Source organism: Kocuria aegyptia (genome assembly GCF_039530085.1).
Lineage (GTDB): Bacteria > Actinomycetota > Actinomycetes > Actinomycetales > Micrococcaceae > Kocuria > Kocuria aegyptia.
This window is the reverse complement of record NZ_BAAAOA010000019.1, coordinates 1-11,885: the sequence shown is the minus strand read 5'-3', so window position 1 is coordinate 11,885 and position 11,885 is coordinate 1. Positions and strand designations below refer to the sequence as shown.

Genomic DNA, 11,885 nt, shown 5'->3' with positions numbered 1-11,885 from the left:
GACCAGTCTAGCCACGGAGCCCTGGCTAGGATGACAGCCATGGAGCAACCGACATCCGGCTCAACATCGCCGTCCGGGACGTCATCTGCGGCGCTGGGTCTGCTGGCGGGCCTGCCTGCTGGTACGCGCGTGAGCGTGCGCTACGCCCTGCCCGCCGACGACGCCTCCGGCCTGCCGCTCACGGACGCCCTGGGCGAGCTGCTGGCCGCGGACGAGGAGGCCGTCACGGTGCGGACCCGCCGCGGGGACGTGCTGATCCGCGCCGGCGAGATCCGCGCCGCGCGGGTGGCTCCGCCCGCGCCGCCACGGCGCCGTCCGCGCCAGGGCTGAGCTCCGCGGGGCCGGGTGCTCAGGCAGCGCCGGTGCGCCGCCGCCGGGCGCGCAGCCAGCCGGCGGTGACGAGCACGGACAGGAGCGTCACCGTGAAGACCAGCCCGAACCAGACGAGGCCCAGGATCCCCACGGGCGTGCCGGGGTTCGTCACGACGATCACGGAGCCGTCCCCGCCGTAGGCGAAGAGCCAGGAGACGAGGTAGCCGATCAGTCCCGGCACGGCGGCCGCCCACACACGGCGCGTCGCCGTGCCCACCCACAGGGACACGCTGAGCAGCAGGGCGGTCGCGAAGAGCAGGCCCCAGGGCAACCACCACCCGGCGCCGGAGTGCCAGACGGCGCCGTGCAGGACGGTGGCCACGGACGCCGCCACGGCGCCGGCCGCGACGGACGTCACGAGCGCCGAGGGCACGGAGGCCCGGGCGGGCGGGGACGCCGCCTCCTCCGCGACGACCGCGTCGGGGTCCCCGGCCAGCAGCCGGTAGGTCTCGAGGGCGCTGAAGGGTTGCCACACCCCGTTGGAGAGGGCGAAGCGCGAGCCGTCCTCGGCCAGCACCAGCTGGGTGGCGTGGGCGGCCATGGCGGCCCGCTTGCGCCCGGCGGAGCCGTGCACCGCGGCCTGCGGCCGCGGGTCCTCGGGCCGTGCCTCGCCCTCGACGGCCCACACGAGGGGGGTCCGCCAGGGGTCGACGGGCGCCCCGTCGGCGTCCGTGCCCGGTCGGGCGGCCAGTGCGGCGCCGCGCACCGCGACGGCGGAGGTGCGGACGTGGTCGGGGTGGCCGTAGCCGCCGTCGTCGTCGTAGGTGACGAGCACGTGCGGGCGGACGGCCCGCACGGCCGCGGCGACGTGCGCGGCGGCCTCCTCGGCGGAGGCCGCGGTGAGGCTGTGCGGGGAGGAGTCGTCCGCGGGGGCGGCCCTGCCGTCGGGGCCCCAGGACATGCCGGAGTCGTGGTAGTGGCCCGTGCCGCCGGCGAAGCCCGCGGCCGGGTCCAGGGCGGGGGGCTCGCCCGCGAAGAAGCGCTCGGCCACCCCCAGCGCTGCGGCGGCGTCGTCGAGCTCCCCGACGCGGTAGCGGCCCAGGGCGGTGCCGTCGTCGGTGCAGCCGGGACGGCCGACCTCGAGCCCGCGCAGGGGCTCGGGGATCACCTCGCCGCGCTCCCCGCGGGTCATGGTGAGCAGCACGACCTGCGCGCCGAGCTCCGCGTACCGGCCCATGGTGGCGCCGGTGGCGATGGACTCGTCGTCGGGGTGGGCGTGCACGAACAGCAGCCGGGCGTCCTCCGGGCGCAGTCCGGCGGGCAGCAGTCCCGGCAGGGCGTCCTCGCGCACGAGGACGCCCTGCTCGGGGTAGTACGGGACGGGCTGGGTCACGACCGGGCCTGCTGCGCTCGCCTGCTGGGGTGGTGGCTCAGGCGCGGGCGCGGGCGCGGTTGGCCTTCAGTCGCTCGTTGGCGTCGAGGACCACCTTGCGGATCCGGATGGCCTCCGGGGTGACCTCCACGCACTCGTCCTCGCGGGCGAACTCGAGGGACTCCTCGAGGGTGAGCTTGCGCGGGGGCGTGAGGTTCTCGAAGGTGTCGGAGGAGGCCGCACGCATGTTGGTGAGCTTCTTCTCCTTCGTGATGTTCACGTCCATGTCGTCGGCGCGGGAGTTCTCGCCGACGATCATGCCCTCGTAGACCTCGGAGGTCGGCTCCACGAAGAAGGAGCCGCGCTCCTGCAGGTTGATCATCGCGAAGGGGGTGACCACCCCGGCGCGGTCGGCGATCATCGAGCCGTTGGTGCGGTACTCGATGTCCCCGGCCCACGGCTCGTAGCCGTCGGCGTAGGAGGAGGCGATGCCCGCGCCGCGGGTCTCGGTGAGGAACTTCGTGCGGAAGCCGATCAGGCCGCGGGAGGGGACCTTGAACTCCATGCGCACCCAGCCGGTGCCGTGGTTGGCCATGGCCTCCATGCGGCCCTTGCGGCCGGCCATCAGCTGGGTCACGGCGCCGAGGAACTCGTCCGGCACGTCGATGGTCATGTGCTCGTAGGGCTCGTGCACCTTGCCGTCGACGGTCTTGGTGACCACCTGCGGCTTGCCCGCGGTCAGCTCGAAGCCCTCGCGGCGCATCTGCTCCACGAGGATGGCCAGGGCCAGCTCACCACGGCCCTGGACCTCCCAGGCGTCGGGGCGCTGGGTGGGGAGCACCTTGAGCGAGACGTTGCCGACGAGCTCCTTGTCGAGGCGGTCCTTCACCTGGCGGGCGGTGACCTTGGCGCCCTTGACGCGGCCGGCCAGCGGGGAGGTGTTGATCCCGATGGTCATGGAGATCGCGGGGTCGTCCACCGTGATCAGGGGCAGGGGCTGCGGGTTCTCCGGGTCGGTGAGGGTCTCGCCGATGGTGATGTCCTCGATCCCGGCCACGGCCACGATCTCACCGGGGCCGGCGGACTCGGCCGGGACCCGGTCCAGGCCCTTGGTGGTCAGCAGCTCGGAGATCCGCACGTTCTTGAGCTCGCCGTTCGCCCGCGCCCAGGCCACGGTCTGGCCCTTCTTGAGGGTGCCGTTGAAGATGCGCAGCAGGGCGAGCCGGCCCAGGAACGGGGAGGCGTCCAGGTTGGTCACGTGGGCCTGGAGCACGCCCTCGGGGTCGTAGGAGGGCGCGGGGACGTGCTTGATGATCGTCGCGAACAGCGGCTCGAGGTCCTCGTTGTCCGGCAGGCCGCCGTTCTCGGGCTGCGCCAGGGAGGCCCGGCCGTCGCGGCCCGCGGCGTAGACCACGGGCACGTCCAGGACGGCGTCCAGGTCGAGGTCCGGCTCGTCCTCGGAGATGTCGGAGGCCAGGCCCAGGAGCAGGTCCATGGACTCGCCCACGACCTCCTCGATCCGGGCGTCGGGGCGGTCCACCTTGTTGACCACGAGGATCACGGGCAGCTTCGCCTCGAGCGCCTTGCGCAGCACGAAGCGGGTCTGGGGCAGCGGTCCCTCGGAGGCGTCCACGAGCAGCACGACGCCGTCGACCATGGACAGACCGCGCTCGACCTCGCCGCCGAAGTCGGCGTGGCCGGGGGTGTCGATGACGTTGATGGTGATGGTCTCCCCGTTCGCGGAGGGACCGTCGTAGAACACCGTGGTGTTCTTGGCGAGGATCGTGATCCCCTTCTCGCGCTCCAGGTCACCGGAGTCCATCACGCGCTCCTCGACCTCACCGTGGGCGGAGAACGCGTGCGTCTGCTGGAGCATCGCGTCCACGATGGTGGTCTTGCCGTGGTCGACGTGGGCCACGATGGCCACGTTGCGGAGGTCGGCGCGCTGGGCGGTGGTGGAGGTGACAGGCATACGCGTGGGTCTCTCTTCGGGTGGAGATGCGGGGGGAGGTGCAGCCCTCCCGATGGGTGCGGCCGGGGCGCCGCCGCGCACCCGGAGGGACCCGGGCGGGAGCGCCCGCTCAGCGGGCCGTAGACCATTCTACCCCGCGGGCCCGCCCGGGCGGCACCCCGGGCGCCTGTGACCCCGCCGACTCCCCCGTCCCCGGTCCGCGCGGCGCCCCGTCCCGGCACGGATCCTCCCGATGGATCCGGGATCCGCGCGTACGGCCGCCCCGGTGGACGGGGCCGCTCGCCGGCTGGCGTCAGGCCCGGGGCGCCGCGGGCCGGCGGCAGCGCCCGGGGCGTGCTGTCACCAGGCGGGCAGCACGGGCAGCGGGCCGTCGGCCTCGACGTTGTCCCCGCTACCCCGGGCCAGCCACTCGAGCAGGCCCTCCCGGTCGGACGCGACGCGCAGCGCGCCGTCGCCGATCACCCACTCGTCGCGCTCCTCCGTCACCAGCGTCATGCCGGGGGCGCCCTTGGCGCGCATGGTGCGCACGGCGGCCTCGAGGGCGTCGAGCAGCGAGTCGGGGTCGGCCTCCTCGATGGTCCAGGCGGTGTCGAGGTCGTGGTGGTGGACGACGACCTCGGCGTTGCGCAGCGCCACGATGGAGGTCACGGGGATCCGCTTGCCGTGCAGGTGCACCTCCTCGACCGCGAGCTCCCCGGACAGCCGCTGGGCCTGCTCGGCGAAGTAGGACGCGGCCTCGCGCGCCTTCCCGACCAGCTCCTCGCGGGGCAGGGCGGCCAGGGCGGCGATCTCCTGGTTCCGTGCCTCCGCCGACGCGTAGGGGGCCTGCTCCTGCCCGGTGACGGCCCAGTCGACGAGCCGGACGAGGGCGCGCCCGTTGGAGGCGAGGTGGGCGACGACGTCGGCGCGGCGCCATCCGTCGCACAGCGAGGGAGCGGCCAGCTCGTCGTCGGACAGGGACGCGGTGGTGGCCAGGAACATCTCGGTCTCGCGGCCGAGCCGGGAGAGGTCCGAGTGCAGGCGGGTGGCTTTGCTCATGGGCTCAGCCTATCCAGGGCCGGACGGGCCGGGCCACCGCCCGGGTGCCGGGACCCATACCGGCTCCGTCTCGGCTCAGAGCGCGGGCAGCCGCGCGAAGGCCCGCTCGGCGGCCCGGCGGCGGGCGGGCGAGAGCTCCCCGAACGGGTCGAGCGCGAGCTCGGCGCCCCCGGCGCCGCGCACGCGAGCCCAGGTGCCCACGATCCGCCCGCCCGCCACGAGGGTGGGCTTGAAGACGCCGTTGCCGCCGGGGACGATGCGCGTCGCGTGGGCCGGGGCCAGCACGTGGGACCGGTCCCCGTAGCCGAGGACGTACTCGTCGAAGGGCGGCAGCAGGAACACCCCGGCGGCGCGCCGGTCACCGGGTGCGGGGCCCCCGAGCACCTCGGGGGCGCACCACAGCTCGCGGCCGCCGCGGTCGTGCACGGCCACGACACCGTCCATCCCCGTCAGCGCGGCGCGCACCGCGGACTGCGGCAGGGCAGCCCACCGGGCGGCGTCCGCGACGGAGACGGGGCCGTGGCCGCGCAGGTACCGGCGCACCCAGCGCTCGACGACGGGCGGGGGGCCGCCGGTGCCCGCCCCGGCGGCCCCCTCCCCCGCCGCCGGCACCCAGTCCGCGACGGGCACCACGAGCTGGTCCCGGGCGTCCGCGGTCAGCGGGCCCATGCACAGGGTCGCGTCCAGGTGCAGGGCGAGCATCAGGTGGTAGGCCCGGCCGGGCTCGCCGAGCAGCCCGGCCTCCTCCCACGCGGCGTGCAGGCGCGCGCGGGGCTGCGGGCCGTGGCGCAGCGCGGCGAGCGCGGTCTCCCGGGCCGCGTCGAGCCGCTCGTCGATGCCCAGGGCCCGGCGCCGGGCGGCCGTCGAGGCGACGGTGCGCGGGCCCAGGACCGCCAGCCACTCGCGCAGCTCCTCGGCCGGCACCAGGTGCAGGGTCCCGCGCATGGGCCAGGTGCGCACGATCCGGCCGTCGTCGAAGGCCTGCCGCAGGCCGTCGGAGCCGCGGGACCGCCGCAGGCCGACCGACACCAGGGCGCCGGGCAGGTCCTGCGCCTGGACGGCCCCGAGGGCGCGCACCACGTCCTCGGGCGCCACGTCCTGCGGGCGCACGAGCCCGTGCGCCGCGAGCCGCGCGAGGCCGATCTCCCGATCGGTGAGGACGGTCGGGGAGGTCACTGCAGGGCCCGTCCCCGCTGCTCGGGCAGCACGAACGCGGAGAGCGCGGCCACGAGGAAGGCGGCGCCGAAGACGGCGAAGACGGTGGCGACGTCGTAGCGCTCACCGCCGAGCGCGAGCAGCACCGGCACGGCCAGCGGGGCCAGGATCGAGGCGACCCGGCCGAACGCCGCCGCTGCCCCGGTTCCCGTCCCGCGCAGCGCGGTCGGGTAGAGCTCGGGGCCGATGGCGTACAGCGCGCCCCACGCGCCCAGGTTGAAGAAGGACAGCGCCATGCCGGAGCCGATCACCTGCCACGGGAGCACGATGCTGCCCGTCGACACGATGCCGAAGAGCACGGCGCTCGCCGCGGAGCCCCCGAGGAACACGGCCAGCGTGATCCGGCGGCCCCAGACCTCGATGAGCCAGGCGGCCGCGGCGTAGCCGGGCAGCTGGGCGAGGGTGATGACCAGGACGTAGCCGAAGGAGGTCGTCAGCGTGAGGCCCTGCTGGAGCAGGAGCGTGGGCAGCCACGTGAACGCCCCGTAGTAGGCGAAGTTGATGCAGAACCACACCGTCCACAGCGCCGCCGTGCGCCGCCGCAGGGACGGCGCCCAGATCCCCGCCGCCCCGTCCGCCGGGCCCGGGCCGGTCTCCTCGGCGGCCCGGGCCTGCGCGGAGGTCTCGGCGCGGGACCGGCCCAGGGGCCGGGCCCGCTCGAACCGGCGCACCGCGGCCTCGGCCTCGTCCGACCGGCCGCGGTGCTCGAGGAAGCGCACGGACTCCGGCAGGGCCCGGCGCACGACCACCGCGTAGAGGGCCGGCACGAGGCCCACCACGAGCGCCCAGCGCCAGCCGTCCGGGGAGGACGGCACCACGAAGTAGCCCACGAGGGCGGCGAGGATCCAGCCGACGGCCCAGAAGGACTCGAGGATCACCACCACGCGGCCGCGGATCCGCCGGGGGGCGTACTCGGAGACGAGGGTGGAGGCCACGGGCAGCTCGGCGCCGAGGCCGAGTCCGACCACGAAGCGCAGGATCACGAGCGCGGCGAGGGAGCCGACGAGCGCGGAGGCGCCGGTGGCCGTGCCGTAGACGAGCAGGGTCAGGGCGAAGACCTGGCGCCGGCCGAGCCGGTCGGCCAGGAGCCCGCCGAGGCTGGCACCCACGGCCATGCCCACGAAGCCGATCGAGGCGAGCAGGGACAGCTCCCCGGAGCCCAGGCCCCACTCCTGCGCGAGGGCGGCCATCACGAACGAGATCAGCCCCACGTCCATGGCGTCCAGGGCCCAGCCGACACCGGAGCCGACCAGCAACTTCCGGTGCTCGGTGGTGAACGGCAGCCGGTCCAGCCGCTGGGACCGTGTCGGCGCGGACGTGGCGCCGGCCGGCCGCTGGTTCTCCTGCATGCTCCGGTCCTTCCCTCGCTGCGCGGTGCTGCGACCACTGTAGGCGGTGCGGGCCGCCGGGCACCCTCTGCCGGTCCGGGAGCAGGAGCCGGACCCGCTCTAGACTGGGAGGGTCCCATCACCGGCCGGCGAGGGAGCTGCCTGTGTCCACGGTCGCCGTGTATCTCGTCGTCGCCTTCGGGGCCGGCGCTCTGGCCGTCCTCGTACGTCTGCCGCCCCTGATCGGATTCCTCGCCGCCGGCTTCGTGCTCAACGGTCTGGGCGTGGACCGGCTCCCCGTGCTCGACCAGCTGGCCGACGTCGGCGTGACCCTGATGCTGTTCGGCATCGGTCTCAAGCTCGACGCCCGGTCCCTGCTGCGCAAGGAGATCTGGGGGACGGCCGGGATCCACATGGTCCTGAGCACGGCGCTCGGGGCGGGATTCCTGGGCCTGCTCATGCTCGTGGGGCTGCAGCTGCCCGGCGAGAACCTCCGTGCGCTGCTCCTGGCCGGGTTCGCCCTGTCCTTCTCGAGCACCGTGCTGGTGTTCAAGGTCCTCGAGGAGCGCAGCGAGACCACGTCCCTCTACGGGCGCGTGGCGATCGGCGTCCTCATCATCCAGGACCTCGCCGCGGTCGTCTTCATCACCGTCACGAGCGAGACCCCGCCGAGCCCGTGGGCCCTGGGGCTGGTCCTGCTGCTGCCGGCGGCGTGGCTGTTCCGCCGGGTCTGGGACCGGATCGGCCACGGCGAGCTGCAGGCCCTGTTCGGGGTGCTCATGGCCCTGGTCCCCGGCTACATCGCCTTCTCCGCCGTGGGCCTGAAGGGGGACCTCGGCGCGCTCCTGGTGGGCATGCTCCTGGCCTCGCACGCGAACGCGGGCGAGCTCTCCCGGACCCTGTTCACGCTCAAGGATCTCCTGCTGGTCGCCTTCTTCGTCTCGATCGGCTTCCACGGGATGCCGACCCTCGAGATGGTCACCATGGGCGTGCTGCTGCTGGCCCTTCTGCCGGTGCAGGTGATGCTGTTCGTGCTGCTGCTGTGGGGGTTCGGGCTGCGCCGCCGCACGTCCCTGCGCACGGGCCTGGCCCTGGGCAACCACTCCGAGTTCGCCCTGATCGTGGGGGCCATCGGCGTCTCCGCCGGCATGTTCGACGAGGACTGGCTGGTGATGCTCTCCGTGGCGGTCGCCCTGAGCTTCATGGTCTCGGCCCTGCTCAACCGGCGCGGCTCCTCCCTGACCAGCACCCTCGCCCAGCGGCTGCCGGAGCACCCGGACGACAAGCTGCACCCGGAGGACCGCCCCATCGACATCGGCCACGCCGACGTCCTCGTGCTCGGCATGGGCCGGGTGGGTCAGGCGACCTACCGGGAGCTCGCCGAGGAGCACGGCTTCTCCGTGGTCGGCATCGAGAACGCCACGGACCGCGTGGACAGGCTGCGGGCGCAGGGCTTCGACGTCCAGGAGGCGGACGCGACCGACCAGGAGTTCTGGGAGCGGGTGCTCGCGACCGGCCACGTGCAGGTCGCCGTGCTGGCCATGCCCTTCCACGGCTCCAACCTCGTGGCCCTGCGCCAGCTCACCGAGTCCGGGTTCGCCGGGGCCGTGGCCGCCGTGGCGCAGTACGACGACGAGGTGCAGGAGCTGCGCGGGCACGGGGTCCGGACGGTCTTCAACCTCTACAGCGGCGCCGGCATCGCCCTGGCCGCCGAGACCGTCGAGGCCCTCGGCCACCGGCCCGACTGACCGCCGGCCCGCCGGCCCGACCGCCGGCCCGACCGACCGCCGACCCGACCGAACGCCGCGGCGGCACGCCCGGTTGCGAGCCGGCCGGGCCGGGTGCCCGCCGCCGCCCCGTTCCCCGGGGCGCGGGCCGGCCGCGGACCGGGTCAGGCGCCCCGCTGCACGGCCTTGCACAGCTGCACCAGCCGGCTGACCTCCCGGTGCGGGGCCCCGGTGGGACGGGCGACCTCGTCCCGGGCCGCCACCGTGCACCGGACGAGCACCCACGCCCGGAGGCGCTCCTCGTCGGCGCCGGCCGCCAGGGCGAGGGCCTCCATCCGGTCCGCCAGGGCCGCCGCCAGCGCCCCGCCGTGCCCGGCTTCGTCCGCGCGGTGCCACAGGGCAGGGACCAGCCCGAACTCGGGCGTGCCGACCACCGCATCGGCCCCCACGGCCAGCCACGCCGCGCGCGCCGACGCGCGGACGGCACCGTAGTGCAGGTCCTGGTGCACGAGCGCCGCGTCCAGCTCGTCGCGCCGGAGCCGCTCGAGGTTCTTGACGGCCTGGAGGCGGAAGCGGCGCGGGAACCGGGCGTCGAGCCCCACGGCTCCGGCCAGCTCCGACTGCCACCGCCGGGCGATCTCGGACAGTCGCGGGAACGGGGGCCGCGGCGGCCGGGCGAGGACCCGGGTCAGCTCCCCCAGCACGCGGCAGGCCTCGAGCACCGGCACGTCGTGCAGGTCCCGGTCGGCGGTGCGCTCGAGCAGCAGCGCCCGGTCGGCCGGCTCCGCCCGGAGCAGCCGCACGGCCCCGCGGCCGGCCCACACGCGCAGGGCCAGGTGCTCGTGCTCGGCGCCGGGCCGCGGCGGGGACAGCCGCAGCACGGCCGGCTCCCCGGCGCGGGTGCGCACCGGCAGGACCAGGGCGCCGTCGTCGTTCCGCGCCCGCCCGTCCGGGACCAGCTCCCACGCGGTCGTGTACCGGTCGGCGAGCCCGGCCGGGACGCCTGCCGGGCGGCCGTCCGCTCCCGGGACCCGCCCGGCGGAAGTCGTCATCGGACCATTCTGGCCCACCGCCGGGCGGCCCCGGGGGCGCCCGCGCCGTTCGCTAGACTGCGAGCGCCCCACCCCGCCCCGGAACGGAGTCCACCCGCCCGTGCACGAGCTGCTCTTCGCCTTCGGCCTGACGCTGTTCGCGGGGCTGGCCACGGGCGTGGGCGCCTTCCTGGCCCTGGTCACCCGGCGCACCGACGCCAAGTTCCTGGCGGTGAGCCTCGGCTTCTCGGCCGGGGTGATGATCTACGTGTCCATGATCGAGATCTTCGTCAAGGCCCAGGTCGCCCTGGTCGCGGAGCTCGGGCAGCGCTCCGGGGCGTGGGCCACGGCGGGCGGGTTCTTCGCGGGGATCCTCCTGATCGCGGTCATCGACCGGCTCGTGCCCGCCCGGGCCAACCCGCACGAGTACCCGCACGACGACGCCGGGCGGCAGCGCCGGCTCATGCGGATGGGGACGATGACCGCGGTGGCGATCGCGATCCACAACTTCCCCGAGGGCTTCGCGACCTTCGTGGCGGCGATGCAGGAGCCGTCCGTGGCGATCCCGGTGGTCGTGGCCATCGCGCTGCACAACATCCCCGAAGGGATCTCCGTGGCGGTGCCGATCCACCACGCCACCGGCAGCCGCCGGAGGGCCTTCCGCTGGGCGTTCCTGTCGGGTCTGGCTGAGCCGGTCGGCGGGGTGGTCGGGTACCTCGTCCTGCTCCCGTTCCTCGACGACACCCTCTTCGGCGTCGTGTTCGCGGGCGTGGCCGGGATCATGGTGTTCATCTCCCTGGACAAGCTGCTGCCCACGGCCCGGGAGTACGGCGAGCACCACCTGTCGGTCTACGGGCTGGTGGCCGGGATGGCGGTCATGGCCGTCAGCCTGCTCCTGTTCGTCTGAGCCGCCCGCGCCGCCCGGGACCGGGTCACGGGAGCGGGCGGGCGGCCGGGAGGCCCGCAGCCCGGCCGGCCTCGGCGAACGCGGCGGCGAGGCTCGCTCGGGACGCGTGGGCGTTGAGCCCGCTCGGGCTCGGCAGCGCCCACAGCTGGGCCCCGGCCAGCTCCCGGTCCTGGCGCCCCAGCGCCGCCCTCGGATCCGCGAAGGCGTGCCGGTAGGCGGTGACCCCGGCGACTGCGACGACGGCGGGGCGTAGCTCGGCCACGAGCCCGGCCAGCCGCTCCCGGCCGGCCACGAACTCGGCCGGGTCCAGCTCGTCGGCCCGGGCGGTGGCCCGGCGCACCAGGTTCGTGATGCCGAGGCCCCGGCCCAGGACGTGCTCCCGGTCCGCCGCGCTCATCCCGGCCGAGCAGTCCACGAGCCGGCCGGTGAGCCCGGCGTCGTGCAGGGCCGGCCAGAACCGGTTGCCGGGCCGGGCGAAGTGCGCCTGCGTGGCCGCGGCCCACAGGCTCGGATTGATGCCGCAGATCAGCAGCCGCACGCCGGGGCCGAGCAGGTCGGGCAGGGTCGTGTTCCGGGCGGCCTCGAGGTCCGCCCGGCTCGGCCGGGCGCCGCCGGACGCGTGCGGGGATGCCATGGCCACAGGCTAGTTGTACTGACTCGCAGCGTTGTTGATGCGCTCGATCGGGCACAGGCCGCCGATGCCGGTGTGGGGTCGCTCCAGGTTGTAGTGCTCCAGCCATTTCGGCAAGGCCTGCGCACGTTCGTCGTTGGTGGCGTAGGCGCGGGTGTAGGCCCACTCGCGTGCCAGGGTGCGGTTGAGGCGCTCGGCCTTGCCGTTGGTCCAGGGGCAGTGCGGTTTGATGAACTTCTGCCGCGCCCCCAGGGCCGCCACCGCGGCGCGGAAAGCGGTGGAGTGCCGGTAGGCGAAGGCGTTGTCGGTGATCACCCGCTCGATGCCGGTGATGCCGTGGTCGGCGAAGTAG

General features: G+C 75.0%; 11 protein-coding genes. 3 read left to right on the top strand and 8 right to left on the bottom strand.

All coding sequences use genetic code 11. From position 1 onward, the window contains the following. Nucleotides 1–39 precede the first annotated feature (39 nt). Nucleotides 40–330: a putative acetyltransferase gene (locus tag ABD220_RS08900; RefSeq protein ID WP_344121766.1), complete on the top strand. Its 291-nt coding sequence runs from the start codon at nucleotides 40–42 to the stop codon at nucleotides 328–330. 19 nt (nucleotides 331–349) lie between these two features. Here the strand turns inward: ABD220_RS08900 and ABD220_RS08895 are convergent, their stop codons facing one another. The 5 genes from ABD220_RS08895 to ABD220_RS08875 form a co-directional block, all read right to left on the bottom strand. Further along, nucleotides 350–1,705, bottom strand: coding sequence for a PIG-L family deacetylase (locus ABD220_RS08895; protein ID WP_344121764.1), 1,356 nt, complete (start codon nucleotides 1,703–1,705; stop codon nucleotides 350–352). 37 nt (nucleotides 1,706–1,742) lie between these two features. Beyond that, nucleotides 1,743–3,656: a translational GTPase TypA gene (typA, locus tag ABD220_RS08890; protein WP_344121762.1), complete on the bottom strand. Its 1,914-nt coding sequence runs from the start codon at nucleotides 3,654–3,656 to the stop codon at nucleotides 1,743–1,745. Nucleotides 3,657–3,995: 339 nt separating this feature from the next. Continuing rightward, nucleotides 3,996–4,694 (bottom strand): maleylpyruvate isomerase family mycothiol-dependent enzyme, encoded by a 699-nt coding sequence (locus ABD220_RS08885; RefSeq protein WP_344121760.1) that lies wholly within the window; start codon nucleotides 4,692–4,694, stop codon nucleotides 3,996–3,998. A gap of 75 nt (nucleotides 4,695–4,769) precedes the next feature. Further along, entirely contained in the window at nucleotides 4,770–5,870 is a 1,101-nt protein-coding gene (locus ABD220_RS08880) for a winged helix DNA-binding domain-containing protein (protein ID WP_344121758.1), read from the bottom strand. Further along, nucleotides 5,867–7,258, bottom strand: a complete 1,392-nt coding sequence (locus ABD220_RS08875) for an MFS transporter (RefSeq protein WP_344121756.1) — start codon at nucleotides 7,256–7,258, stop codon at nucleotides 5,867–5,869. Before ABD220_RS08875 ends, ABD220_RS08880 begins: the two co-directional genes overlap by 4 nt. Nucleotides 7,259–7,401: 143 nt before the next feature. Between ABD220_RS08875 and ABD220_RS08870 the strand changes: the two genes are divergently transcribed. Continuing rightward, a complete protein-coding gene (locus ABD220_RS08870) occupies nucleotides 7,402–8,985 on the top strand; it encodes a cation:proton antiporter domain-containing protein (protein ID WP_344121754.1) in 1,584 nt (527 codons plus the stop codon). A 143-nt stretch (nucleotides 8,986–9,128) separates the two neighbouring features. Here the strand turns inward: ABD220_RS08870 and ABD220_RS08865 are convergent, their stop codons facing one another. Then, nucleotides 9,129–10,016, bottom strand: a complete 888-nt coding sequence (locus tag ABD220_RS08865; protein WP_344121752.1) for an aminoglycoside phosphotransferase family protein — start codon at nucleotides 10,014–10,016, stop codon at nucleotides 9,129–9,131. A gap of 100 nt (nucleotides 10,017–10,116) precedes the next feature. Here ABD220_RS08865 and zupT point away from each other — a divergent pair, with 100 nt between their 5' ends. Next, nucleotides 10,117–10,902, top strand: coding sequence for a zinc transporter ZupT (gene zupT / locus ABD220_RS08860; protein ID WP_344121750.1), 786 nt, complete (start codon nucleotides 10,117–10,119; stop codon nucleotides 10,900–10,902). A 25-nt stretch (nucleotides 10,903–10,927) separates the two neighbouring features. Here zupT and ABD220_RS08855 read toward each other — a convergent pair whose 3' ends face one another. Further along, nucleotides 10,928–11,536 carry a mismatch-specific DNA-glycosylase gene (locus ABD220_RS08855; RefSeq protein WP_344121748.1) on the bottom strand — a complete coding sequence of 203 codons (609 nt, stop codon included), beginning with the start codon at nucleotides 11,534–11,536 and terminating at the stop codon, nucleotides 10,928–10,930. A 9-nt stretch (nucleotides 11,537–11,545) separates the two neighbouring features. Continuing rightward, on the bottom strand, nucleotides 11,546–11,885 hold a 340-nt coding region (locus ABD220_RS08850; RefSeq protein ID WP_344121746.1), incomplete at its 5' end, for an integrase core domain-containing protein.